Raw genomic sequence first — 26,177 nt, forward strand, 5'->3', positions numbered from 1 at the left:
AATACTGCTTTTTATAGCATTTATTTAAACATGTTATCATACGACTTTCTATAGTTTAGGATTTGAAATAAAGAATTTATATAAAAACGGCTGAATTGTAAAAGAGATAAGCATTGCCGATGTGATACCTATTATAGATACTAAAGCCAAAGAATGAAGTGCAGGGTGCTTTGCGAATAGCAAGACACCAACACCTAATAATGTTGTAATAACAGATAAAATAACTGAAGCCCTATACGTAGCAATAGTTTTAATTTTAAGTTGCGATTGTCTTTGTAAACCGTTAGTTATAAAAATACTGTAATCAATACCCAGTCCAAAAATGAATGTTGAAATTATGATACTAAAAATATTAAATTCCAGTTTAAAAAATCCCATTAAACCAAGTGTTAATAGCCATGTTGCTAATATCGGTATTATTGTAACCAGCGTAAGCCTTATATTTCTATAAAAGCTTAATAAAAGTAATACAATAAGGACTAAACTATATATAATAAGACTGTTAAAATCATTCTTTAGATTGCCAAGTAGCTCTTCATTCATATTCTGCCTATCAATAACCACTATGTTTTCAGAAGCATTAAAAGTGTCTTTTATTGAAGAAATTTGCTCTTCATTTATCTTAACAATTGAAGTAACTGTTACTAGATCATTAGTTGTGGATATAAAATCATCAATCGGTATAGCTGTTAGTTTTGAATACTCCTTTATACTAAGTGTATTGAATTTTTTATCTAAAAGCTCATAAAACGCATTAAAACTAGTAGGCTTAAAACCTAAAGTGCTTCCGCTCTCTATAAGATGTTTCTTAAGTCTTACCTTTTTATCATTGGTCCAGAAATTTTCCCAATCTCGGATTTGTTTGTTTTGTGTTTTTGATGAACTGACCAAAGCACCAATAGAATTAAAATCTAGAATAGAAGCTTCTGATTTAAATATTGAAAGTGTATTCTGAATATCGTCGTTGGTTTGTAATACAGATTCCGTAGTATTACCATAAGCCACGACATAAAGTGATTTGGATGAAATATTTATTAAGCTGTCTAATTCTAATTCGGCATTATTTAAGGCTGTCGTGGTATAATTAAGTTGTGATAAATCTTTATTAAATACAACCTTATTAAAAGTAAATAAACTTGAAATTAAAAGGACACAAAGTACAGCGGTTAAAATTTTATTCTTGTTGAAGTTATAGCCAGCAATAGTATCAATAAAGGTCGTTTTAACACTCTTTGTACTTAGTTTGGATTTATACACCTGAGGTATAAAAAGTAGCGCGAAAACAGAAGATCCTATAACGCTGATCGCAGCAAAAATACCTAAATCTTGTAATGCTTGGGATTCTATAAATAACAAGCATAAAAAGGCTAAAGCAGTAGTTAAACTGCTCATTATAACAGGTTTGCTGATAGTTACGTATAATGATTTTGTGGTTTCTTGACTTCGTATGTGTGTAAGTATATGAAGTGAATAATCTAGAGTAACCCCTAAAAGGACAGCACCAATTCCTAACGAGATTGCTGAAATTTCTGTTCTAATAAGACTTAGAATAGCGATTGCTAACAAAGCACCAAATAGGGTAGGAACAAATAAAATTAACGGAATACTTATCTTTTTATAAAAGAAAATAAATAGTAGTAGTAAAATAGTCAAGGCAATGCTCAAAGTATATTTAATATCTGTTTTTATTTGCTCAGCATTAGCAACAGCAATTAAAGGACCACCAAAATAGGTACTTCTTACTTTAGTTTTATAATCACTATTTAAATCGTTTTGTAATTGGTATATTTTTTTCGAAAAAGAGTCATTTTTTTTTGTGTTTCCAGTATCAAATTTAGGAGTAATGAATAGCAGAATATGTTTTTCATCTTTATGTACGAGGAACCCATCTTTTAGTTTAAAATCATCTACCAAGCCTAATTGATTGAGTTGTTTTAATCCCAGAAATGACAAGCCTAAAGGATCTTTAACTATACTGTTTTTGGCAATAAATCCAGAAGGCGAGACAAGCGTTTTATAATTATTTTTTGTAATGGTTTCAATCGAGTCTTTATTGATTTTAGATTCGATTATTTCATAATCACTTTCAGATAAAAAGAGAGGTAAATTGTTATAAACAAAGTCAATTGTTTCTAAAGCATCTTCGTCTTCAATTTTACCTTTAATAGACGTAATGTAATCAGAATAGTTGTTAGAAATACTATCTGTAAATGCAGTGGCATAATCAATTAAATCTTCAAATTCTCCGTCTTCCTCTAAGCTGAAATTTACAATGATTTTATCAGAGAAGTTAATGTTCTTCAGTACCCTGTGTAATTTCTCATTTTCTTCATTGGCAGGAATCAATTTCGAGATATCTTCATCGAATTTTAGACCTGAAGCAATCCATAATAAGGTTCCTGTTATTGCTAGACTAATTATAAAAAAATAGATTCTTTTATCGGCTATAGATTTATATATGTTCCAAAAAAAATCACCCATTTGCAGTTTTTTTGTTTGCAATTGAAAACACTAAATAACCTAATAAACCAAATACTAAGGCACCTAGAGTTGAAAGTGTTATACTGCCTATGAGATACGTTTTTAAATGCTGTGTAATTTCAAAGTTTTCACTAATTGTTTCTATAGAATAATTGGCCTCAGTTCCTAACATAAGATTACCAACTTGAATACTAAAAAAAAGTATAAAAGGTATAAAAGGAGGAAAGCTTATATTAGAAAAAGCAAAAGCGATGACTATATTGAGTCGAAATAAAACAGCCAAAAAAAGTACAATTACAGTTTGAAAACCCCAAAGTGGCGACAAGCCAATAAAAATTCCTAAAGCAATGGATAAGGCCTTCTTTTTTGGAGAATCCTGATTTCTCAATACATCTTCAACTAAAAATCGTTTAATTCTTTTTTTTTTAAACCTACGATATAAATTTCGAGGTGTTATGTAAAATAGACGAACCAAAAGAAACCAAGTATATAGAACAACCATTCGAGAAATATCCATAAACGGCCTAAAGTGCGATACGCGTTCTTCAGGATCATATAAAACATTAATTGGTACATGTTTCATTTCAGTTCCATTCCAAAAGGATTTGACAATAGCCTCAATTTCGAATTCAAATTTTTTGGTCGATTTCATAAACCTTATCCCATCCATTTCCTTAATAGGATATAGCCTAAAACCAGATTGCGAGTCATTTAATCGTAAGCCGGTAGCTGCATACATCCAAAACGTAGAAACTCGATTTCCTTTTGCACTTTTTGCAAAAACATCGGCTTCATTCATATTACGATCGCCTATAATAAGAATGTTTTTGTTTTCTGAAACTAGTAGCGCATCAATAAAATTTGGAATATCCTTTGGGAAGTGTTGCCCATCTGTATCTAAAGTAATGGCATACTCATACCCAAGTGAAATAGCATGTTTAAATCCTATTTTTAAGGCTGTTCCTTTTCCTGTATTCCCAGGTTTATGTATTTGTTCAATGTTCGGATATTCATTAAGAATAGCTGAGGTGCTATCTGTAGAACCATCACTTACAACAATAAGATCTGCGGTAAGTTCTAAGATACCATCAATAACACGCCTCAGAGTTTTATGGTTGTTATATGTCGGAATGATGACACAGCACTTTAGCTGTTTCATTTTAGATTGAATTGTTCCTTCTGACATATTATAAATTTACTCTTGCGCTATTGATTAGGATGTTTTACAAAAGTAACATTACATTTTAAAATAGAACGACCGTCTCTAAAAGAAGTATGGTTTTTTATTTTGAATCCTTCGGCTTGAGGACTTATCTCGATAGTAAAGGTTAAAATATTTTCAATAGTTGGATCCACTACGGTTAAAAATTTCACATGAGATAAGCGCTGCATAAGAAGTGTTTCTCCTAAATGGATTTCAAGACAGTTTTTTAATATTTGAAGCATTGCAACACCTGGGGTTACTGGGTTTTTAGGAAAATGACCCTCAAATATTCGGTGTTCCTCATTGATTTTTACTAAGGCTATAACGGTTTGGTCGTCTTCACTTTTTAAATCTAAAACTTCATAAAAATCATCTAATAACATGGCAATTAATGTTTAAAAGTATCGTCTGAAATTTTAGTGTTTAATTGTTTGTTTTTAAAGATAATGAGCGTAAAATCATCATTTGGCTCAATCAATTTAATTTCTTCAACTTCAGTTGATATTTTGGAAAACTTTAATTCAAATTTTGCAATGAATCGTCTTAGCTTTTTTTCCTTCGGAATAAATTCTACTTGATAACCAGTTTCAGTTTTAAAATATGAGATATCAAATTGTTCGTCATCAAACATATCGCCTTTGATACTGTTAACGATAAGAGAGTTTAAGCTTTTAAAAAGTTTATTAGATTTTAAATTGAGTGTTTCTTTTTTACCCTCATTAGTTACATAGAGCTTATCACTTTTAAATAACGCAGTATTTTTATAAGGTTCTGTATATTCCCATTTCACCAAATTGGGCGATTTAAATGCCAATTTTCCTTCAGAAACAATAGCGTTATCCATAATGCTAAGGTGTTTCTCTTGCGTAAAGTCACTCAATATACTTTGTGTGCTATTCGCTTTATTAATCACTTTTGTTTTTAAGTTTTTCTGCTCATTAATGCTTAATTCAACTTGAGCATTCATTGATGAAAGGCTAAAAATATACAAAAGTAATATGTGGTAATATTTAAATCTCATTTAGTAATTCATTTACTGTAACAGCTTCAAATTGATGCTGTTTTAGGTGAAGCAATAAACGTTCCAATATATACAAGGTATTTGGTTGTGTATCGTGAAGCAAGATAATACCACCTGGTGAAAGATGCTTTATAATTCGTTTTAAAACTAAATCTTTATTTTTTAATGCTGTATCAAAAGATCGATTGCTCCATCCTATAACTCTGTGTTCTGTCTCTTTTATCGCTTTAGCAATATTAGGTGTAGTGACACCAAAAGGTGGTCTAAATAGACTTGGAGTGTCATTTGTAAGTTCTTTTATAATCGCATCTGTTTTTTGGATTTCTTCTAGCCATTTTGAAACAGATGAAAAATCGATAAAATTACCATGGGAATACGAATGATTTCCAATAGAATGTCCTCTTGCTGAGATTTCTTTTAAAACTTCTGGATTGGATTTAATATGTTTTCCAATACAGAAAAAAGTGGCTTTAGTATGAAAACGATCTAAAAGATCTAAAATAGAATAGGTGAACTCTGGATGTGGACCATCATCGAATGTAATAGCTATTTTATTTGAGGTCAATGATTTGTTAGACGTAAATGAAGTTAGAAAGAAATTACAAGGCATAGAAAAAGAACCTATAATTGTTGCTAATAGCCAAAGTGTAATAGGTGCAGAAATCCAAAACCAAGAAATACTAAACAACATACAACAAGCTACAATAACAAGTGTTGCTGAGCTAGTAGTAATAGTTATGGTCTTGAAATTTAGCATGTTTTAAGTAAAATAAAACTATGATCTTTACCTTTAAATTGATTGTAAAGTAAAACAGTTTTAATGGATTTGTTTTGTCTTGAATTTTTCAGAACGTCTTTTGGGATGTGTTGTTTTTGAAGCACCTTAGTTCCTAGCCAAAATGCAAACGCAGAAGCTGTGTGAAACTCACCTATCAAGTGTTTGTATTCAATTTGAACGGCATGAGGAAATAGGGAAGTAGCAGTAAGTTCATAATACGCATCATAAGCATCACCATTATTACCAAGTATAATAGCATCAATGGAATTGGCATCCATATCATTGACTGCTAAAAAAGCTTCTAATTTTAGAATTATTTCTTCTTTTGATGCTTCAAGTATTGTGGTTATAGCTTGTAATTTGATAGCATTTACTTTCTTTTCAGAAGATAACACAGCAAATGTAGCTCCTTCACTAAAAGGGACTTTGATGCCTTTACTTTCCTTGGCTTCCATCATTTGGACATATTCCACAAATTCAGTACCCAATTCATCAACACCACCTACTAAAATATGCTTTGCTTCCTGTTGTTGTATTAGTAATTGGGCATCTATTAAAGTAGATTCAAAAGATAAATTCCCATGTGTATATGTGTTGTTAAAAGCATTGCATTTTAATCCTAATGCTATTTGTGCACAAACAGTATTATGGGTAGATTGAATAAAGGAAGTCGGAGTAAGATAGGCTTCATTATTTGTGATGATACTGTTTAAAAACTTTTCTGTATCTGTAATACAACCCATTCCAGTACCCGTAATAATCGCATCTGGTTGATTTAATTCAGCAATTTGTAAAGCCTTATTTGCTGTGACAACCCCCATTTTTACTGCTGTCTGCATTCGTCTCGCTGCAATAGGAGCTATAAAATCTTTAAAATTTGGATAGATGGCTTGTGTTTTCTTTGTATTGTGTGCAATGACATCTAATAAGAAATCTTCAGAAGCAAATGTATTTTGAGCTGAAATTGAAACTGCGCTATGTATATAACAGTTTCTCATTCTTTTGATAAGATTAAAGTTGAACAGTTGCCGCCAAAACCAAAAGAGTTTGATAGCACATAGTTAATAGGTTTCTTTTTAATTTCCGTAGTAGGTGTTAAACCCGTTTCATTGATTTTTGATTTAAAATTCAAATTAGGGAATACGGTTTGTGCTTGTAAAGCCAAAATAGAAAATACAGCTTCCACAGCACCAGATGCTGCTAAAGTATGCCCTGTATAAGCTTTCGTAGAACTAAAGTCAGGTATATCATCTCCAAAAACCCGTTTTATGGCTATACTTTCGGTAAGGTCATTATTTGGTGTAGCCGTTCCATGTGCATTTATATAATCAATTTGAGCTGGCTTTAGATGCGCAAAATCTAATGCTTTTTGCATTGCTAAGTATGCTCCTTGACCATTTTCTGATGTTGCTGTTTGATGAAATGCATCATTGGTATTGGCATAGCCTGAAATGTAAGCGATAATGGATTTGTTTTCTTTCTTAGCAATAGTCTCAGATTCTAAAACAAGATACGCTGCTCCTTCTCCTAAATTGAGTCCTTTTCTATGCTCATCAAAAGGTGTACAAACTTCGTCGGATAAAATCATTAAGGTTTTGAAACCATTAATTGTGAATTTTGTAAGGGCATCTGTTCCTCCTACAATCACTCGATCTAATTTGCCTGCTTTGATAAGTCGCGCTCCTAACATTATAGCATTTGTAGACGAAGAACAAGCTGTGCTAATTGTAGTTGAAAATTCAGTAATACCAAGTTGCTTAGCAATTTTTTTGGTGCTATCACCAGCATGATGGCTAGAAATATATTTCTGACTTTCAGAAGATGTTTTAAATGTTTTTAAATGTTGTTCTGTTTTGTCCATTCCACCAACAGTTGTTGAAGAAATAAGACCAGTTTTATAGCTGTTAATACCTGTGATTTTAGCATTTTTAAGTGCTTCTTTAGCAGCAAATAAACCTAATAAAGATGTCCTGGTAAAATTATTGTCATCCGATAACTGTTGTTGAGAGATCAATTCATCATTGGAAAAGGCAACCTCGCCAACTCTTATTTGATCTGCATGTACAGTATTAATTTTTGAAATAGAGCCAATACCACTTTTAGAAGCTAAGAGTGCTTCCATATTTTCTTGGACAGAATTGCCAATCGCAGAAATAATTCCCATTCCTGTAACAGCAACGCGTGGTGCAGTATCTTTATTTGTTGGTTCGTTCGGCAATATAGTCAGCTAAAACTGTGATTGACTTAAAGACTTCTTGACCTTCCTTAGGATCTGTAAGTTGAATACCATAATCCTTATCTAACATCACAATAAGTTCTAATGCATCAATAGAATCTAAACATAATCCATCACCAAAAAGTGCATCATCATCCTTAATGTCACTTACAGAGAGTTCTTCAAGATTTAATTGTTCTATGATTTTCTCTTTCAATTCTTCTCTCAGTTCTTTTACTTGCATAGATATAGTTCTTTTATATTTTTTATAGAATGATTAAATGTACCATGATCTTCTACTAAATAGAGAAAAGCATCGTAATTAGAGTCGTCAAAATCAACCCAACCACAAAGTGCTTTATTAGCTTTCTTTGTTTTTAAAAGGTGTTCAGTTTGTACCCATAAACAGTCTGGGTTAAAGTTGTCAAATATAAAAAAACTATTTTCAGAAAATAGCTGATGCCTAATACAAATTTCACCGATACAAATGTTTGGTAAGGTATAGACAAATATTGAAGGACTTGGATAATAATTATCCGTATCCGAAATGGATTCTTGGTGCTTTCTATCTGTATCTAAACTAGACGCTTTATTAGACAATATAATAGCAATATTTTCTTCGGAATTACTAGTATTTCGTAGAATGATATCTGCGGCAATAAATGCCAGTTTACTTAAATTATCCATCTTAAAGAACTTCGGATACTCTATATGTTGCGACTTATAAGCCTCTTTTATAAAGGTTGAAAAATCTTCAGTTTCACTTTCAAAAAGAGTGTTTCCATTTAAAGAAATTGTACCATTTCTAATATGTGTATAAGATTGTATGTTGAATTTTGAATCCAAATGTTACATAGTTTTTGAGCAAACCATCATGGTATGATACTCTCCAAGTTGATGATCTTCGTTTAGTGTAAGGCCAGCTTTTTTAATTAATGTTTCAAAGACATCTGCAGGATACATTTTACTAGTTCCGTTGGCAAGTGCCGTGAAATATAAAGACGTGGCTTCTAATGAAAAGCGAGCATTATCAAATTTTTGTCGATCTGTAAATGTTTCTATGATGATGAGCTCTGTGTTTTTATTCATGGAAGCAACACAGGTTTTTAGTATAGTAAGAATTTCATCTTCTGAAAAACAATCTAAAAACTGACTCATCCAAATAAGATCAGCACCTTTTGGTATTTGGGGATTAGGTTTTAACCAATTAATTTCATGGCCAGAAACTCTGTTTTCAAAATCGTTATTTTTAATGTTTTCCAAGGCTTTTTTGAGTTGTCCTGGTAAATCGAAAATATTAATAGTAACATCTTTATTATAATTAAAACATTGCAAAGCAAACTTCCCAGTATTGCCACCAATATCATAAATAGTCTTTGGGTCGTTTTTAAAGACACGCTTTAAAGCTTCCTCGAAAATACCGTCGGAATAATGATGATCGAATTCAAACCACGATTTTTGAACTTCTGGACTTAATTGAGATAAACCATCATAAATAGTATCCCATTCTCCAAAAACTTTTAAACCAGAAGGTTTCTGTTCTTTTATGGCATCATTTAAATAAAAAAGGCCTTCATAGCAGACATCATTTGTGAAATTAAGATTGACTTCTACCGTTTTATTATAGTTTAAGAAATAGCCAGTTTTAGTAAGTTGATATTTTTTTTCAGCATCTTTAATAACGATGTCTGAGCTTTCGGCAATTTCTAATAAAACACCAATGCCATAAACGCTAACAGATAGAGCTTTTGATATCTCATTAATTGAAACTCCTCCCTTATCACGATTATCAAAAATGTAATTTAAAACGCCTAATTTTCTTAAACTTACGGTCGTTTGAAATACAAATGGCGCAAAGGCAATTTTTTGTGCTTGTTCTAGAGCCTCGATAGCTCTAAGTTCTTTTTTTGACATTTTTATATGTTATACTTTTTAATAATAGTGCTGTATTAGCTCCTCCAAATCCTGAAGCTGTTTTTAAAAAAATTGCTAATGGTTGTTGTTTTGTTTTTTCAATTATATGTAATGGCTTTGAGACTCCTAGGCTGGTAAAACCTTTAGAATAAAATAATGTATTTAGTTTTAAACTGTGCATTCCTACAATGGTTTCGACTAATCCAGAGGAACCTAGCGTATGACCAAAATAACCTTTTAAACTATTCAGCGGCACATTTTGTAACCCTAATCTGTTAAAGGCTATTGCTTCCATATCATCATTAAATATAGTGGCGGTACCATGTGCAGAAAGATAATCTATGTCTTGTGGTTTTATAGCTGCTTCTTTCATTGCGGAATTAACACAACGGAATAAACCTTCACCAGAGCGTGATGGACCAGAAATATGATTGGCATCATTGCAGGTTGCATCTCCTATTAGTTCAACACTTTCTTCAGTGAGATAGTTTGTATCTGATGTAACTAAAACACTTGCTATAGCTTCACCTAAATTAATACCTGTCCTATCTTTTGAATAAGGTTTACATTCAGAATCACTTAAAGCTTGAAACGAATTAAAACCTGATAACACAAACTTAGAGACTAAATCACCACTAACTATAAAAACATGCTTATGTACACTTTCTTTAATCAGTCTTTTCGCAATCGAAATTGCCAAGACACCAGATACACAAGCATTTGAAACAACTATTGGTTCTGTTTTGAATGAAAAATGCTTTTTTAATACAGTTCCTAAGCGAGACAGATAAGTGTATGATTTCGGAAAATCACTATTTTTTTCAAGTACATCGATGTTTCCTTTTGTGGTTGAAATAATCAAACCAACTGAAGTATTGATAGTAATGTTTGAAGCTTTTATTACCTTATTTAATGACAATATCATCAGCTGTTCTAAAACAGTATGATCTTCTTTTGTTTTTAATGCGTTGAATTTGTGTTTTAAAATAGTTTTATTAATTATAGATCCATAGAATGGTTTTTGAAATAAATCTTCATCTTCAATACGAGAAATGCCAGAAATTTCATTTTTAATATTTTCGACAACAGTCTCACTATCAAAACCTAATGATGATATAATGGCGTTATGTGATAAATATATTTTATGCATCAAGCAATCCTTGTTTTATTTTCCAATTTTTAAAAAAATCTGGAAGAATGAGAGACATGGTATTATCTTTTAAATTGGTAAAAACCTGAACGGTTTCACCGGTACATACAATAGCATCTGCTTCATTTTTTATAAGGTATCTAAAAACTAGTTTTGCCGAAGCAGTATTTACATACTGTGTTTCTACTGTGGCAGTCTCGCCATAGGTAAGCGTTAACTTGTGATCTGTAGTCGTTTTTACTATAGGTGTTGCATAACCATTTTGTTTGGCATCGAGATAAGAAATATGAAACTGTCTTCCGAAGGCTTCTCGGCCATCTTCAAAATATTTTAAATAGTTGCCATGCCATACGATACCTAAAGCATCAGTTTCATTAAACCTAATTCTTACTTTGTGTGTTACCACAAGTTCTCCGTGTTCATTCATTCGATTTAATCTTTCAATACTGTACTCATTTCTGAGATAGCTATAGCATTTCCATTTACTGAAGTTTTTATTTTCACCATCATCATTTGGGCTACTTCATAAATAACTTCTATTTCAGTGGTTAAGATATCATTTAGTTTTGGAAGACTTATAATTTGGCTCGATTTAATAGCACCAATAAATCCTTCTTTGGTTCCAATATTATTTAGCGACTGTTTATAGCCAATATGCAAAGCTGCTGTTTGTGCCATGTGTTCTAAGATGCCTGTTTCAGAAAAAAAACCATTACTAACGAATATATTATCTTCAGAAATTGAAAGTTTAGAAATTCCTTTTTTGTCTGAAAAATATTCCAAAGTATCAACCATAATCATTGGTTTGCGATGTGGCAATAACTTTTCTATATCTTTTGGATCTGATATTGATGATTTTAATTGATTAGGCTCTTCCATTGTTTTTGTCTTCCCAAAAATCGTAAAAATTAAACCATTGTAAAGGATATTTCTCAACAATACGTTCTAGATTTTGAGTATATTTTTTTAATAAATCTTGCGCATCTCTAGCTTTAACATCAATGTGTCTAGCATATAAATGATAGTGTTTTTTTGGTTCGCGCATTACGTAAACAAACAAAACAGGTACGTTAAGACGACTTCCTAAATAAAAAGGTCCTACTGGAAACTTTGCTGTTTTACCCAGCAATTGTTCTTCCATACATTTTGTGTCTTTTAAATACCGATCACCTGCAATACAAATTATTTTATTCTGAGCGAGTGCTGCATTAATTTCAAAAATATGAGAAAAATCGTCTTTTACAATAATAAAGTTCATTTCATCTCTTTGCCTATACTGATCTAAATACTCTTTAATGTCTTGATGATCTTGATCTGTTACGACAATACTTATAGATGCATTTGTCAATCGTTCTTTAAAAAAGTATTGAGCTAATTCAAAATTACCAACATGAGCACTTATTAGAATGCCTCCTTTTTTTTGAGCAAGCGCTTCTTCTAATAAGTTTTCACCATCAAAATGAAAGGTGTAATCTTTTCTTAAACCTGCAGGAATTGCAATTTTATCTATAAGTGTTTGTCCGAAAATGTAATAGGTTTTATAAACACTTATTGAACTTTTTAACCAAGAATAGCCAAGTTGTTTTCTAAAGTAATAACTAAGACCTCGCACATTTTTTCTAGAGAATAAACAGAAGTAGGGAACAGGTAAATGCATTAAAGCATAGGCTGCATTAATTCCAAAATTCTTTATAAAGAATATGAATACCTTAAATCCAAAAACGGTACCTCTAGATTTTCCACTCCATTCTTCAGCCATCGTTTTTCTTCAGTCTTGTTTATGAGTAAATTCCGCCATTGATGTTAATGATTTCACCTGTAATATAAGATGATTTCTTAGACGCAAGAAATGACACTAAATGCGCAACTTCTTCTGGATTTCCAAAACGATTTACAGGAACGAGTTTCTTTAACTCTTTTTCATCCAAATCCTTTGTCATATCCGTTTTTATAAAGCCAGGGGCAACAGCATTAACGGTTACATTTTTTTTCGCAATCTCTTGAGCCAACGATTTGGTTGCTGCTATAATAGCCCCTTTTGCTGCAGCATAGTTAGTTTGACCGGCAGTTCCTTTGAGTCCAGAAACAGATACCATATTTATGATTCTACCATATTTGTTGAGCAACATAGCTTTTATAAGGTGTTGGGTAACGTTATAGAAGCCATTGAGATTTGTTTGTATTACAGAATTCCAATCGTTGGGTTGCATCCATAAAAACAGACCATCTTTGGTAATACCAGCATTATTAACAAGCACTTCAATTAGTGTGTTTTCATTGGTATTGCTCCAGTGGTCTAACTGTTGCTTAACATTATTAAAATCTGAAACATCAAATTTTATAATCTCACCAGAACCACCAACTTCTTTAACCGCATTTAGTGTTTCGTTAGCAGCATCTTTATTGCTATTGTAATTAATTAAAATAGAATAGTCGCTATCTTTTGCGAGTTGTATACAAATGGCTCTTCCAATACCTCGAGAGCCTCCTGTTACTAAAGCATATTTTTTTTGGTCTCTCATTGAATTAAAAACTACTTTCTAAAAAGTTCGACATTTTTATACCATGTATTTCCGAGAAGTTAACCTTTTTCGTTTATCATTCCCCAGGTATCGTTATTATTCACTTTAGCATGACCTTCTACAAATTTTTTGATCACATCGAAAGTTGGTTTTAAACTTCGTTATTAATTATATAATCTTTCACTTTATTAACATAAGGATACATAATTATGTCTTCTTTAAATTTAGGGACAATTTGTCGAATATCATCATACATTTTTCTAGTTTTTGAAGAAACTTCGTTCTGAGCCTCTAAGTATTCAATAGCTTGCACAATAGCGATGAGTTCTATGGCAACAACTTCAAATGCATTTTCAATAACTTTCTTGGTAATAAGCGCTGCATTGGTTCCCATGCTTACAATATCTTGATTATCGTTATTGTTAGGGATACTATGCACATACATCGAGTTTGATAACATCTGATTTTCTGCCGTTGTAGAAGTCGCAGTAAATTGTGCACCTTGCATACCAAAATTAAGACCTAATGTGCCCAAATTTACAAAAGCAGGAAGGATATCATTCAACTTAGGATTTACCAAATAATTGAGTTGTCGCTCAGCAAGCATACTCATTTTTGTGACTACTAATTTTAGCTTGTCCATTTCTAATGATACATAATCTCCATGAAAATTACCTCCATGATAGACATGCTTGTTTTCTACATCTACAATAGGATTGTCATTAGCAGAATTTATTTCTTCGAATAGAATTCTTTCAGTTGTATTTAATGTATCTAAAACTGGACCCAAAATTTGAGGAACACAACGAAGCGAATAATACTCTTGTACTTTATCTTCAAAAACATCAACATCTTTTGTGTCTGTATAGAGATGATGCTCTCGTTTTCTAACTAGCGAACTATCTTCCAAATGTTCACGCATCATTTTAGCAATTTTACGCTGACCTATATGCTTCTTCGACTGATTAAGTTCTAAGGATAAATGATCGTCATAAGCCTTTACAATTTCATTTATAGATGCTGAAATGGCAATCATCCAGATGAGCAGTCGTCTTGTGTAAATGGTGTTAACGACACCAATCCCTGTCATAACTGATGTACCATTCATCAAGGCCAAACCTTCTCTAATTTCTATCGAAATAGGTTCTAAATTTTCTTTTTCAAATACAGCTTTAGTTGGTTGACGCTCTCCTTTATAAACAACCTCTCCTTCGCCTATAAGCGTCAAAGCCAAATGAGCCAATTGTACCAAATCTCCACTTGCACCAACTCCACCATGTTCATATATAATTGGTGTAATATTTTTGTTGATTAGTGTTGTCATTAAATCAATTACAGAACTATGAACACCAGATCTTCCCAACGAAAGTGTGTTAAGACGCGCTAACATTGCTGCTCTCACGTATTTTGGCGGAATAACATTACCAGTTCCTGAAGCATGACTTCTAATAAGATTGTATTGTAAGTTTATACGCTGTTCGTCCTTTATTTTATATTGTGCCATTGGTCCAAAACCAGTATTGACACCATATATTATTTTTTTTGCTGAAAATGTTTTTAAGAATTCAAAACTATCTTTAACCTTAGTTTTTATTTGGTCATCTATTTCCATAGATTCATCTTCAAAAATTATATTATAGAATGTATCGAGGTCTAAGGCTCCCTTAATTGTGATCATATAAAATTAAATCTCAGTAGTTTTTATTATAATAGTATTATGTTTACTTTCTAAAAAAGAGTATTGTACATATTATAATTAACAAAAATATAATAATTAATTGGTTATTTACTTTAGCATATGCAAGATATAGAAACTGATGTTTTAGTTATAGGTGCTGGACCTTCGGGATGTGTTGCTGCTGCTCATTTACAGAATAAAGGTATCAATGTGAAGGTTATAGAAAAGAATGAGTTTCCACGCTTTGTAATTGGAGAAAGTCTATTACCTAGATGTATGGATCATTTTGAAGAAGTTGGCTTGTTAGATGTGATTAAAGATTTTGGATTTGAAATAAAAAAAGGTGCTCGGTTTATAAGAGAAGATACTATTTGTGAGTTTGATTTCAGTAAAAAACATACCGAAGGTTATAATTGGACTTGGCAAGTAACTAGAGCAGATTTTGATTTGTTATTAACCAATACACTTAAAGGAAGAGGTGTAGATATTACATTTGGTCATGAAGTGGTTGATGTCGCGTTTGAAAAGGATGGAACATCTAAAACGACCATAAAAACTATAACAGACGAGCAGTACTCGATTAAAGCGAAATATATTATTGATTCTAGTGGTTTTGGCCGTGTGTTACCAAGATTATTAGACTTAGATAAGCCTTCGGAAATACCGGAACACTCTTCAATATTTTCCCATGTCAAGGATATCAATAGACCAGAGGGAAGGGAAGGTACACTCATTACGTTCGATGTCATTGCTAAGGATTGTTGGTTATGGGTGATTCCATTTTCAAATGAAAATACGAGTATTGGCTATGTCTGCAAAAATGAATTTTTAGATAGTTTTGAAGGTAATACTACAGAAAAGCTACAAAGCATGTTGAAGCTTTCTAAGTATTATTATGAAAGATTTAAAGACATCAATTTTTTGTTTGAACCCGTTACGATTAAAAATTATTCTAAATCTGTAAAGCAGCTGTTTGGTAAAGGTTATGCGCTTACGGGAAATAGCGCAGAGTTTTTAGATCCTGTGTTTTCCTCTGGAGTCACATTTGCAACAGAATCTGGATTACTTGCTGCAAAGCTAATAGCAAAACAACTGAATGATGAAGCTGTGGATTGGCAGAAAGAGTATGCTGATTATATATTAGAAGGTACCACTGTTTTTGGTAGTTATGTAAAGGAATGGTATTCAGGAAACTTGCAAACCGTCTTTTTTGAAGGCAATGATAATCCTGAAATTAAAAAACAGATTTGTTCTGTACTTGCGGGTTATGTTTGGGATAAAACCAATCCTTTCGTAAAGAATCATAATAGACTTATTAGAACTGTAGCCCATGTTATTAGGCTTGAGAACAGTTGAGAACTCTAAATTTCAAGTTATCATTTAACAAATGATCAACTTTTTTGAATAAGGACAAAATTAATTGAGTTTTATTTGATCTTTTTTGTGCCGTATTTGTGCCGACTCCGATAGAGCCACTATTAATAGTAAACAATCACTTTCTGTATCCGTATTAAACTAAACTAAAACATTTTTAAAGCATATTAATTTAAATTAATGTTCATTAAAACAGATTGTATTGAAAGTAATTTAATAGACTATTTAATGCAAACATATTTATCAATCATGTATTGAGTAATTGGTTTAAGTGTCTTGCCCGTTTCTGGATGTAATCCAAGCGCTGTAAAGTATTCTAATTTTTTATATTTATTCTTTCCATACCATACGTTAACACTTTTATCCTCATTAAAGAATTCAGTAGCACATTTAGGTGATACTTTCTTAAACAATTCAATGCGTTCTTCTTTAAATAGCTTAAGCTGATTTACTCTATACTTTTCTGTATCAAAATTCACTTTTATATAATGATCCTCTTGCCAGACCATCCATCTTTGTTTGGTGACTGAATTGTATACAAATACTCCAGAAATAACAACCAAAAAAAGGATAACTACCAATTTATTCTTTTTACTAAAGTTTTGAGATTTAGGAGGATTAGTAGTTTCCTCATCCGAATTGTTTTTAATAAAGTCTGCATAATTAGAAAACCCTAAATAGTGACTCAGTGCCTCAGCAGCATGTTCTTTTAAGTAGATTTTATCATCAGAATTTTCTAAGAGTTTGTTGTAATTAACTCGTAATGATTTTTCACCGTAAGGTTCTTTACTATGGTTGACAATATAGTCTGATAAGTACTTTGATATGTGTGTTATTTTATCAGATCCAATTTCTTTTTTTGCTTTTTGAAATGCGTTTTTTATTAAGGTACTATGCATACTTCTAAATTTAAATCTGCATAAAATTAGGCATTCAGGATGGAATATTAATGGAATTTCTTTTCCAAAACATTTCCATATCATTTCCACTACTTCCAAACAGATCTCTGTTCATTTGCTTTAGAATTGAATACCGTCTTACTCGTAATAAGGCTTACGAAATTCAATTCAACAATGGAGTTACGTTGTAATATGGTGTTATTATTTGGGAAGGTAATACACTTATTACTTCTGCACTCCATACTTCCTAATGAAGAGTTTTTCTTCAAAATTTAGTCGTGTTGCTATGCAATAAAGCATCTGAGAATATTTCGGACAGCAATACTATTGTCAAATTTTTAAATCTAGTAAAATGAAAAATGTAAAACTTATATTAATAACCTTATTGTTAAATTCAGTTTTTTTATCGTGTACTCCAGATAACATCGTTGATGAAATTCAAGAACAAGCGTGTTGTGATGGAGAAGGAACTATTCCTCCACCACCTCCGCCACCTGGAGGTGGGGTTGTAGGGGGATAATGACTAACTAATAATTTGTTAGTACTTTAGAGGAATGAAATCAACCAAAATTTTATTCCTCTTTTTTATATTCCTGACTTTTTTAACTACCAAAAGTTATTGTCAAATTTATGATAGTATTAGTCATTACTCTCAACTAATTCAAAATCCGAAAAGCAGTAATGATTTAGCAACTTCTTATAGGTTCTTTCTAAAAAAAAAGGATGAATATTCAAAAAAGGGATTAATTAAAAATGAAATTTTCGCAACACAAAATATTGCTGATATTCAAAAGCATTTAGGATATATAGGTGAAAGCGAAAGACTCAATATAGAATGTTTAGAATTGCTTGATTTACTAGAAGTTGACGAATGGTCTATAAATTCTAAAGTAAAAACTATAAATGATCTAGGTAAAATATATAGATTTAAAAAGGATTACAAAGAAGCTTTAAAAATCTATAATATTGGATTAAAGTTGGCTAAGAAGAAAAGTGAAATAAATATTATACTTAATAATATTGGATTTGTTTTTCTTCAACAAAATGAATTACAACAGGCGCTGGAATACTTTGATTTAGCATACAAAAAAGCTCTTGAGAATAATGACACTTTAAATATTGCAAGATCGTTAGATAATTTAGGTTTCACTAAGTCTAAAATAAAAATAGATGACGCAGAAGAAGATTTAATTGAAGCTTTGAATATTAGAAAAAAAGAAAATTATATTAACGGCATTGCTCACAGTTATGAGAATTTATCAAGGCATTTTCATTCTGTAAATGATTCTGAGAGAGCATTATTCTATTCAGATAAAGCAATCTACTTGGCGAATCAAACGAAAAGTTTAGAACAAATAAAAAGCGCGTTACGTTTGAAAATTGATTTAGGTAATGATTTTGTAATAAGTGAATATATTAATATCAGAGATAGTATTGATGATATAAAAGAAACAGATAGGAGTAATTTTAATTATTATGTTTACCAATATGATAAGAAAGAAAAGCAACTTCATGCTAGTAAGTTAGAAAATGTCGAACAGAGAAATAAAAATCTTGTTTATCTTTTATTTGGAATAATTGTTGTCTTGGGTTCAATATTTCTATACTTCATTCTAAAGTCCCAATACAAAAAAGAAAAGCTTCAAGAAGTCTATAATACAGAATCTAGAATTTCAAAGAAGATTCATGATGAAGTGGCTAATGATGTATTTCAATTAATGACCAAATTAGAACATGAAGATCAAATTGATACGGAAGTTATTAATGAATTGAATAGCTTATATGCTAGAACCAGAGATATTTCGAAAGAACATGGCACACTAAATAGTGATTATCCTTTTATTGACCATTTAACCGGGTTAATAGAAAGCTTCCATGACACACAATCGAACATAATTATTAAAGGGCTATCTGATATTACTTGGAATACAATTCCTGAGATTCAAAGAACAACAATTTATAAAGTATTACAAGAATTGTTGATCAATATGAAAAAACATAGCCAAGCTTCAATTGTAGTTCTTGTTTTTCAAAAGGAAAAGAGAAAACTAGATATTAGTTACAGTGATAACGGAATTGGTAGTGACTTAAAGCGAGGTAGCGGACTTCAAAATACGGAAAACCGTATTCAAACGATTAATGGAACCATTACTTTTGAAACAAATCCAAAGAAAGGGTTTAAAGCAAAAATCAGTATTTAGAAATGTTCCAGAAAGTTTTAATTAATGACGATCACGATGCTATTTTAAGTAGTATTACTCAGATTTTATCAAAGTTAAATGTAGGATATATTGAACGGTCTCAGTATTGTGATGAGGCCTATTTAAAAATTAAAAGAGCTGAATTAGATGAGATGACATTTGATTTACTTATCACCGATTTATCTTTTAAAAGAGACCATCGTAATATAGATTTGGATTCAGGTGAAGACCTAATCGAAAAATTAAGACTTAAAGCACCTGACATGCCGATTATCGTCTATTCCATGAAAGATCAACTTCAAAAAGTGCGGCAGCTCGTCAAAAGCCATAACATCAATGGCTATGTCTGTAAAGACCGTAAAGGTTCAAGAGAATTGGAAGAAGCTATAAAAGCTGTGTCTGAGGGAAAACGCTATTTGTCACCACAGGTTTCGGGAGCTCTTAGCCCGAGAGTAGATTTGGAGATTGAAGATTATGATGTTCAGCTCTTGAAACTATTATCTAAAGGTTTATCTCAAGATGAGATTAGTAGCAAACTTAAATCAAAAGACATTTCTCCAAATAGTTTGAGTACTATTGAAAAACGATTAAATAAATTGCGCATACAATTCAAAGCGCATAATGTCATTCACTTAGTGGCAACTGCAAAAGATTTAGGATTAATATAGAAATTAGTTATTAGTAAAATACCCAGTATTAAGTATTTCCTGCTTGTTTTATAATTGTTAATTTTGAGGTTGATTCTTTTTTAAGAATAAAAATGGATTTTATCGATAATTGGATTCGTTTATCGAAAAATGTATTCCTAAAGATTTTATTAGAATGGATTTGGATAAATTAAACTATTTAAAGAATTAACTGTAATTGAGTTATGATTAAAAAGTACATTTTATCATTATTAGTTGTTTGTTTTGTTTTCAGTTTAATAAATGCTGTTAATGATTGTAATAATAATATACGAGATTTAGCTATTGTAGATTTTAGAGTAGCTGAATCCATGTCGTTTTTGTCAACGGCTACTATTTCTATATCAGAAACAGAAATTTGTCAATTTGAGACACCTTCTCCAGTAGTAACATTCACTGGTTCTGGAGGAACAACACCATATGCATTTACGTATGAGATAAATGGAGCAGTTCAAACTGTAACAACTAATGGCAATAATAGTTCTGTGGCTGTAACTGTAAGTACTAATACCAGTGGAACTTTTACATATGATCTTATTTCAGTAGAAGATGATACAGGTACAATTGACAATGTTAACGGAAGTGTGCTAATTCAAATATTGCCATCGCCAGATACAGCAATGGGAGGAACGGGTGCAGGAACCACTTTTCAGGGAATTCCTGTATTTAGGGATTGCAGTAATACAATATCTACATTTACATTTACAAATACGTCAACAACAGGTTCATTAAATACAAATTATAATATAAATTGGGGTGATGGTTCAACAGACTTTAACCAAACCACTTGGGCAAGCACAACACATACTTATGATGTCGGAATTTATAATCTTGTGTACACTATAGAAGCAAGTAATGGTTGTGCTAGAACGACAAATTATACTGTTTTTGTAGGGTCGAATCCAGCTGTTTCATTAGGGAATCCAGGTAATACAGATATTTGTAACTCAAGTCCATTAACATTTCCAATTACTGGAACAGATAATAATCCTCCAGGAACCAGTTATACGGTTACGTTTAATGATGGATCAGCACCACAAACCTTCAGCCATCCACCTCCTGCAAGTATAACACACACATTTACAACGTCGTCGTGTAATACCACTAGTTCAGATGGAGCTAACACATATCAGAATTCTTTCTCAGCAATAATAGTTGCTTCAAACCCTTGTAGTGTTTCTTCAGTAGGAGTTGTTCCAATATATGTTTCTATTGCACCAGAAGCAGATTTTGATACACCAGATATTAATTGTGTTAATACTCAGGTTTGTTTTTCAAATACATCAATTGGAGAAGAAAATAATGGCTTGGGAAGTTCTTGTGATACAAGTCCAAATATTATTTGGGAGATTTCTCCTGCCACAGATTACACAATAACTTCGGGCAATATGGGCAATGATTTTGGGTCTAGTGATCCCAATTTATGGATTACAGGCACAGATAATTTATGTTTGAATTTTACTCAAATAGGTACATATACAGTTACACTAAATTCAGGAAATAGATGTGGAAACGATACTATAGTTAAAACCATTTGCATAGAAGATGATTTGACACCCGTTTTTTCTTCGAATATTTTGGAAGGTTGCGCTCCATTAAACATAACCACATCTAATACAACAGATGAATCAGATACTTGCCAATCACCTGAATATTTATGGGAAGTAAACTATACTTCTAATAATTGCGGAACTTCTGCAACATGGAGTTTTACTAATGGAACAAATGAAAATTCATTAAGTCCATCATTTAGTTTTGATACAGCAGGTGCGTACGAGCTGATATTAACAGCAACTAATTCTTGTGGTGATTTTGTTACTTCTGAAATTATTGAAGTAAAACAACCTCCAACAGCATCTATTAATGTTATTGATGATGCTTGTGGTGCCGTAGATGTCAGTCCTGGAGCTATAGTTGATACTTGTGCGCCTGGTTCTGAAATAGTTACTTACAGTTGGTCATTTCCCGGAGGTACACCTGCAAGTTCTAATGCATTGATTCCAGGTGTAGTTAGTTATTCTGCTATTGGAAATTATACAATAACATTTAGTGTGACTAATAGTTGTGGAACAGAAACTGCTACTGAAAGTTTTTCTGTTAATGAAACACCTACAATCACTAATACAGATGTTAGTCAAACCCTATGTTCAGGTGCAGACACTATAGCTGTTAATTTAGTGTCAGATACAGCTAATACAACATATACTTGGACATCTAATAACCCATTAGGATTAACAGGATATGTACCTTCAGGTATAACAGATCAAATACCAGTACAAACATTAATAAATACAACAAACGCTCCGATAACACTCACGTATACAGTAACACCACAAATTGGTAGTTGTGTTGGGTCTACTCTTTATTTTGATATCATAGTAGAACCAGCTCCTATTATAACTGTACAGCCTTTACCTGATGAAGTATGTCTCAATGGTACAACTCCAGATTTAACAATTGCTTATCAAGGTACAGGAACACCAAATTATCAATGGTATGAAAATGCTGATGATAATACAGCTACAGGGACACCAATTGCAGGTGCAACATCACAAACATTCTCACCTCCAACCAGCACGGTAGGGGACAAATATTACTATATTATCATTACATTTTCAACTGGTGGTTGTAATGAAATTATTTCAGATACTGCACTAATAGAAGTGAAAGAAGTATCTCAAATAGATATACAACCTATTAATACACAATCTATTTGTGCTGGTGGTCTAGCTGAAGAATTATCTGTGTCAGTTTCTGGTGGAGCAGGCGTTCCAATGTATCAATGGTATAGTAATACTGCAAATAGTAATACTGGAGGAACCCTTATTGCAGGTGCTACAAACCCTACATTTATACCTCCTGTTTTTACTGTGTCTGGAATGTATTATTTTTATGTAGAAATTAATTACGGAGTAAGTGGTTGCTCAAACTTAGTAAGTGAGACTGCTGAAGTTATAGTTGGAGATGATCCAACAGTTACCAATCAGCCAGAAGTATCTCAAAGTTTATGTCAAAATTCATTACCTAATAATTTAGAAGTAACTATTTCAGGTGGTTTAGGTAATATATCTTATCAATGGTATGTAAATACATCAAACACTACAGTTGGCGGAACACTCATTGTAGGTGAAACATCTAATGTGTTTACACCTCCAACAACAGTGGTAGGAACATTCTTTTATTATTGCATCATTACTCAAGATGTTTCAGGTTGTGAAGTTACCAGTTCAATTGGTGAAGTTGAGGTGACAGCAGCAGCGCAATTTACGAGTCAGCCAATATCAGATGAATTATGTCTTGGAGAAACTACTGCCGATTTATTAGTGTCTTATACAAATGGTAGTGGTACACCAACATATCAATGGTACGAAAATATAACTAACGATATTACTTCAGGAACTCCAATTGCAGGCGCAACTGCTTTCACATACAGTCCAGATGTTAGTGAAGTTGGAATTTTGTACTACTATTGCATTATTACGCTAAATTCAGGTGGTTGCTCTGAAATAATTTCAAATGTGTCTGAAATTATCATTAATGTAACACCAAGTATTAGTGATTCTGATATTTTAATTTGTAGCGATAATGTATTCCAATATATTCCCGATGCGGCTAATGGAGATGTTGTTCCAGCAAATACGACTTATACTTGGATTACACCAGTAATAAATCCAGCTGGAAGCATTACTGGTGCGACGGAACAATTAACAAATACGGCAAATATTTCTCAGCTTTTAATTAATACAACTACAAATCCAGCCACTGTTACTTATACTGTGACGCCAACATCAGGTGATTGTGTAGGAGTCGCTTTTGAAGTTGTTGTAACTATTAATCCATCAATTTCTGTAACATCAGTACCTACAGGTAATGACTGCTTTGAGTCTAATAACGCATCTATTGAAATCTCTATAGTTGGAGGTGTACCTTTTTCAACGGGAAATCCATATATTATATCATGGGCAGGACCTAACGGATTTACAAGTAATGATGAAGATGTTTTTAATCTTGAAGCTGGCATATATACTCTAGATATTACTGATGATGGAGGATGTCCTTATTCTGAAACTTTTACAATAACTGAGCCTGATATTTTAGAATTTAGCTTTGTAGGATTTAACCCTGAAACAATTTCTTGCTTTGGTGCAAATGATGGTGAAATAAGTATAGATATAGCAGGAGGTACAATTCCATATATCTATAGTTGGACTTTAGACGGATTTCCGTTTTCTGATGATGAAGATTTAACAAACCTTAGTCCTGGAACTTATGAAATCTCAGTAACTGATGATAAAAATTGTGGACCTATTACTCAAAGTTTTTTAATTGAAGAGCCACCACTTTTAGTAGTGTCCTTAGATGTTCAAACAAATGTGCTTTGTTTTAGTGAGTCTACTGGTGCTATCGCAATCAACGTTGTTGGAGGAAGACCAAATTACACTTATTCTTGGACAGGTCCTGACGGATTTACAAGTGTCAACCAAAATATTGATAACTTATTTGCAGGAATCTATAATGTGACATTAACTGATAGTTCTGGTTGTACAGATTCTCTTGAAGTTGTAATCATTCAAAACGATGAAATCACTATCGACGTCACTGCGACTGAGATTGAATGTTATGGTGATAACGATGCTTCAATTACTATTAATTCAATTTCTGGAGGTGTATCTCCTTATGATATTGCATGGAGCAATTTCGGAACAGGAAACAGTCAAATCAATTTATCAGGAGGAACTTATACAATAATAATTACTGATGCCGAAAATTGTTCTAAAGCATTTCCTATTATTATTGACGAGCCTCCTATATTCTTAATAGATCCTGTATTAACTCAAATGTCTTGTTCTGGAGAGAATGATGCCAGTATTGTGCTTAATTTTCAGGGAGGAATAGATCCAGTTACAGTACAATGGGACGATGATGCTTCAGCAGGAGTAGAGCGTAATAATTTGGCTCCAGGTACTTATTCTGTCACAATAACAGATGGTAAGCCTTGTACTATTCAAGATAGTTTCACCATATTTAATATTTTGCCGCTAGAAGTTTCAACTAATGTCACCAATGCTCTCGACTGTGATGATACTAATAGTGGCGCTCTTAATTTATTGATTGAAGGTGGTACGCCTCCTTTTGATGTAGTTTGGTCTAATGGTGCCACAACTGAAGATTTAGAGAATATTCCTCCTAACAACTATATTGTTATAGTTACAGATGCCAATGGTTGTGAAATTGAAGGGAGTTGGGATGTCAACAGATTTGAACCTTTGGCTGTACAAGTCGATACTCAATCTGAAGTAGATTGTGAGGCACACATTGTAGACCAAACTTTTGTTGCTGTTGCGAGTGGAGGCGTACCTCCTTTTGTGTTTAACTGGTCAAACGGAATGGTAAGTGGATTAAATGATGAATTGATGACAACAGATGAAAACGGACTAGTCATTTTAGAGGTTACAGATAGTCTAGGTTGCTCAACCAATTTCAGCTTTAATGTAGAGACTCCTGTTCTAGGAGATCCAGACTTTGATGCTTCATCATTTGGCTCTATCAATTATGGCATTTTTGCTATCCAAGACCCAATACAATTTACAAATACTGCAACAGGTGATTACGTAAGTGTTTTATGGGAATTTGGAGATGGGAGTTTTTCAGCAGAGGATAGCCCATTACACGCGTATCTAGAAGTAGGAAACTATGTAGTCACTCAAACAGTGACATATCCTTTTGGCTGTGTTTATACCAAAGTAATCACACTAATTATAGAAAAAGGATATAAGCTCATTATGCCTAATGCATTTACGCCTAATGAGGATGGTCTGAATGACTTTTTTGGTCCTGAACACATTGGACTACATAGATTAGAACTTAATATATACGATACATGGGGAAGTCTTATTTATTCAGAGTCTGGTGATGATATACTAGGTTGGGACGGTAAGATTAATGATGAGGAAGCTGAGAATGGAAATTATTATTTCACCTTTAAAGCGAGTACGTTTTATGAAGACGTGATTGAAAAACAAGGCGCTTTTGTATTTATTAAATAATTTACTA

22 protein-coding genes are annotated in these 26,177 nt (G+C 32.4%); 5 read left to right on the forward strand and 17 right to left on the reverse strand.

From position 1 onward, the window contains the following. Window positions 1-48: 48 nt before the first annotated feature. From RH81_RS10975 to flxA, 16 genes are all read right to left on the reverse strand, one after another. Complete coding sequence (locus RH81_RS10975) at window positions 49-2,481, reverse strand: MMPL family transporter (RefSeq protein ID WP_052172529.1); 2,433 nt, start codon at window positions 2,479-2,481, stop codon at window positions 49-51. Continuing rightward, window positions 2,474-3,667: a DUF2062 domain-containing protein gene (locus RH81_RS10980; RefSeq protein WP_033960376.1), complete on the reverse strand. Its 1,194-nt coding sequence runs from the start codon at window positions 3,665-3,667 to the stop codon at window positions 2,474-2,476. The genes RH81_RS10975 and RH81_RS10980 overlap by 8 nt, the downstream gene beginning before the upstream one ends. Before the next feature lie 20 nt (window positions 3,668-3,687). Then, window positions 3,688-4,068, reverse strand: a complete 381-nt coding sequence (locus tag RH81_RS10985) for an ApeI family dehydratase (protein ID WP_052172530.1) — start codon at window positions 4,066-4,068, stop codon at window positions 3,688-3,690. Between the two features lie 5 nt (window positions 4,069-4,073). Then, complete coding sequence (lolA2, locus tag RH81_RS10990) at window positions 4,074-4,706, reverse strand: flexirubin biosynthesis/transport protein LolA2 (protein ID WP_033960377.1); 633 nt, start codon at window positions 4,704-4,706, stop codon at window positions 4,074-4,076. Further along, window positions 4,696-5,463, reverse strand: a complete 768-nt coding sequence (locus RH81_RS10995; protein ID WP_033960378.1) for a polysaccharide deacetylase family protein — start codon at window positions 5,461-5,463, stop codon at window positions 4,696-4,698. Before RH81_RS10995 ends, lolA2 begins: the two co-directional genes overlap by 11 nt. Continuing rightward, window positions 5,457-6,482: a beta-ketoacyl synthase chain length factor gene (locus RH81_RS11000; RefSeq protein ID WP_033960379.1), complete on the reverse strand. Its 1,026-nt coding sequence runs from the start codon at window positions 6,480-6,482 to the stop codon at window positions 5,457-5,459. The genes RH81_RS10995 and RH81_RS11000 overlap by 7 nt, the downstream gene beginning before the upstream one ends. After that, a complete protein-coding gene (locus tag RH81_RS11005) occupies window positions 6,479-7,702 on the reverse strand; it encodes a beta-ketoacyl-[acyl-carrier-protein] synthase family protein (RefSeq protein ID WP_277619915.1) in 1,224 nt (407 codons plus the stop codon). Before RH81_RS11005 ends, RH81_RS11000 begins: the two co-directional genes overlap by 4 nt. Next, a complete protein-coding gene (locus tag RH81_RS11010; RefSeq protein ID WP_033960380.1) occupies window positions 7,680-7,943 on the reverse strand; it encodes a phosphopantetheine-binding protein in 264 nt (87 codons plus the stop codon). The genes RH81_RS11005 and RH81_RS11010 overlap by 23 nt, the downstream gene beginning before the upstream one ends. Next, complete coding sequence (locus RH81_RS11015; protein WP_033960382.1) at window positions 7,934-8,545, reverse strand: hypothetical protein; 612 nt, start codon at window positions 8,543-8,545, stop codon at window positions 7,934-7,936. Before RH81_RS11015 ends, RH81_RS11010 begins: the two co-directional genes overlap by 10 nt. Before the next feature lie 3 nt (window positions 8,546-8,548). Next, window positions 8,549-9,613 (reverse strand): methyltransferase, encoded by a 1,065-nt coding sequence (locus RH81_RS11020; RefSeq protein ID WP_033960383.1) that lies wholly within the window; start codon window positions 9,611-9,613, stop codon window positions 8,549-8,551. Beyond that, window positions 9,594-10,763 (reverse strand): beta-ketoacyl synthase N-terminal-like domain-containing protein, encoded by a 1,170-nt coding sequence (locus RH81_RS11025; protein ID WP_033960384.1) that lies wholly within the window; start codon window positions 10,761-10,763, stop codon window positions 9,594-9,596. The genes RH81_RS11020 and RH81_RS11025 overlap by 20 nt, the downstream gene beginning before the upstream one ends. Beyond that, entirely contained in the window at window positions 10,756-11,190 is a 435-nt protein-coding gene (locus RH81_RS11030) for an acyl-CoA thioesterase (RefSeq protein WP_033960385.1), read from the reverse strand. The genes RH81_RS11025 and RH81_RS11030 overlap by 8 nt, the downstream gene beginning before the upstream one ends. A 5-nt stretch (window positions 11,191-11,195) precedes the next feature. Beyond that, complete coding sequence (locus tag RH81_RS11035) at window positions 11,196-11,642, reverse strand: hotdog family protein (RefSeq protein ID WP_033960386.1); 447 nt, start codon at window positions 11,640-11,642, stop codon at window positions 11,196-11,198. Then, a complete protein-coding gene (locus RH81_RS11040) occupies window positions 11,629-12,522 on the reverse strand; it encodes an LpxL/LpxP family acyltransferase (RefSeq protein ID WP_033960388.1) in 894 nt (297 codons plus the stop codon). The genes RH81_RS11035 and RH81_RS11040 overlap by 14 nt, the downstream gene beginning before the upstream one ends. Before the next feature lie 19 nt (window positions 12,523-12,541). Beyond that, window positions 12,542-13,285: a flexirubin biosynthesis SDR family reductase FlxB gene (gene flxB, locus RH81_RS11045; protein WP_033960389.1), complete on the reverse strand. Its 744-nt coding sequence runs from the start codon at window positions 13,283-13,285 to the stop codon at window positions 12,542-12,544. A 151-nt stretch (window positions 13,286-13,436) separates the two neighbouring features. Beyond that, a complete protein-coding gene (gene flxA, locus RH81_RS11050) occupies window positions 13,437-14,963 on the reverse strand; it encodes a flexirubin biosynthesis tyrosine ammonia-lyase FlxA (protein WP_033960390.1) in 1,527 nt (508 codons plus the stop codon). Between the two features lie 120 nt (window positions 14,964-15,083). Between flxA and RH81_RS11055 the strand changes: the two genes are divergently transcribed. Continuing rightward, entirely contained in the window at window positions 15,084-16,319 is a 1,236-nt protein-coding gene (locus tag RH81_RS11055) for an NAD(P)/FAD-dependent oxidoreductase (RefSeq protein WP_033960391.1), read from the forward strand. 239 nt (window positions 16,320-16,558) lie between these two features. On the opposite strand, the gene RH81_RS11060 is transcribed toward RH81_RS11055, so the two are convergent. Further along, window positions 16,559-17,236, reverse strand: coding sequence for a hypothetical protein (locus RH81_RS11060; protein WP_033960392.1), 678 nt, complete (start codon window positions 17,234-17,236; stop codon window positions 16,559-16,561). 385 nt (window positions 17,237-17,621) lie between these two features. Between RH81_RS11060 and RH81_RS17310 the strand changes: the two genes are divergently transcribed. The 4 genes from RH81_RS17310 to RH81_RS11075 all read left to right on the forward strand — a co-directional run bounded on the left by RH81_RS17310 (window position 17,622) and on the right by RH81_RS11075 (window position 26,170). Beyond that, entirely contained in the window at window positions 17,622-17,756 is a 135-nt protein-coding gene (locus RH81_RS17310) for a hypothetical protein (protein WP_277619916.1), read from the forward strand. 34 nt (window positions 17,757-17,790) lie between these two features. Further along, window positions 17,791-19,437 carry a tetratricopeptide repeat-containing sensor histidine kinase gene (locus RH81_RS11065; protein WP_033960393.1) on the forward strand — a complete coding sequence of 549 codons (1,647 nt, stop codon included), beginning with the start codon at window positions 17,791-17,793 and terminating at the stop codon, window positions 19,435-19,437. A gap of 2 nt (window positions 19,438-19,439) precedes the next feature. Continuing rightward, a complete protein-coding gene (locus tag RH81_RS11070) occupies window positions 19,440-20,105 on the forward strand; it encodes a response regulator (RefSeq protein WP_033960394.1) in 666 nt (221 codons plus the stop codon). Window positions 20,106-20,308: 203 nt separating this feature from the next. Beyond that, the gene (locus tag RH81_RS11075) at window positions 20,309-26,170 is read left to right on the forward strand and encodes a T9SS C-terminal target domain-containing protein (protein ID WP_033960395.1); all 5,862 of its coding nucleotides are present in this window, start codon (window positions 20,309-20,311) and stop codon (window positions 26,168-26,170) included. Window positions 26,171-26,177: the final 7 nt, after the last annotated feature.

It is taken from the genome of Psychroserpens jangbogonensis (genome assembly GCF_000797465.1).
Lineage (GTDB): Bacteria > Bacteroidota > Bacteroidia > Flavobacteriales > Flavobacteriaceae > Psychroserpens > Psychroserpens jangbogonensis.

Excerpts from the sequence above, each read along its gene's own strand:
- RH81_RS10975 (WP_052172529.1), bottom strand. The coding sequence starts at position 2,481 with ATGGGTGATTTTTTTTGGAACATATATAAATCTATAGCCGATAAAAGA.
- RH81_RS10980 (WP_033960376.1), bottom strand. The coding sequence starts at position 3,667 with ATGTCAGAAGGAACAATTCAATCTAAAATGAAACAGCTAAAGTGCTGT.
- RH81_RS10985 (WP_052172530.1), bottom strand. The coding sequence starts at position 4,068 with ATGTTATTAGATGATTTTTATGAAGTTTTAGATTTAAAAAGTGAAGAC.
- lolA2 (WP_033960377.1), bottom strand. The coding sequence starts at position 4,706 with ATGAGATTTAAATATTACCACATATTACTTTTGTATATTTTTAGCCTT.
- RH81_RS10995 (WP_033960378.1), bottom strand. The coding sequence starts at position 5,463 with ATGCTAAATTTCAAGACCATAACTATTACTACTAGCTCAGCAACACTT.
- RH81_RS11000 (WP_033960379.1), bottom strand. The coding sequence starts at position 6,482 with ATGAGAAACTGTTATATACATAGCGCAGTTTCAATTTCAGCTCAAAAT.
- RH81_RS11010 (WP_033960380.1), bottom strand. The coding sequence starts at position 7,943 with ATGCAAGTAAAAGAACTGAGAGAAGAATTGAAAGAGAAAATCATAGAA.
- RH81_RS11020 (WP_033960383.1), bottom strand. The coding sequence starts at position 9,613 with ATGTCAAAAAAAGAACTTAGAGCTATCGAGGCTCTAGAACAAGCACAA.
- RH81_RS11025 (WP_033960384.1), bottom strand. The coding sequence starts at position 10,763 with ATGCATAAAATATATTTATCACATAACGCCATTATATCATCATTAGGT.
- RH81_RS11030 (WP_033960385.1), bottom strand. The coding sequence starts at position 11,190 with ATGAATGAACACGGAGAACTTGTGGTAACACACAAAGTAAGAATTAGG.
- RH81_RS11035 (WP_033960386.1), bottom strand. The coding sequence starts at position 11,642 with ATGGAAGAGCCTAATCAATTAAAATCATCAATATCAGATCCAAAAGAT.
- RH81_RS11040 (WP_033960388.1), bottom strand. The coding sequence starts at position 12,522 with ATGGCTGAAGAATGGAGTGGAAAATCTAGAGGTACCGTTTTTGGATTT.
- flxB (WP_033960389.1), bottom strand. The coding sequence starts at position 13,285 with ATGAGAGACCAAAAAAAATATGCTTTAGTAACAGGAGGCTCTCGAGGT.
- flxA (WP_033960390.1), bottom strand. The coding sequence starts at position 14,963 with ATGATCACAATTAAGGGAGCCTTAGACCTCGATACATTCTATAATATA.
- RH81_RS11055 (WP_033960391.1), top strand. The coding sequence starts at position 15,084 with ATGCAAGATATAGAAACTGATGTTTTAGTTATAGGTGCTGGACCTTCG.
- RH81_RS11060 (WP_033960392.1), bottom strand. The coding sequence starts at position 17,236 with ATGCATAGTACCTTAATAAAAAACGCATTTCAAAAAGCAAAAAAAGAA.
- RH81_RS11065 (WP_033960393.1), top strand. The coding sequence starts at position 17,791 with ATGAAATCAACCAAAATTTTATTCCTCTTTTTTATATTCCTGACTTTT.
- RH81_RS11070 (WP_033960394.1), top strand. The coding sequence starts at position 19,440 with ATGTTCCAGAAAGTTTTAATTAATGACGATCACGATGCTATTTTAAGT.
- RH81_RS11075 (WP_033960395.1), top strand. The coding sequence starts at position 20,309 with ATGATTAAAAAGTACATTTTATCATTATTAGTTGTTTGTTTTGTTTTC.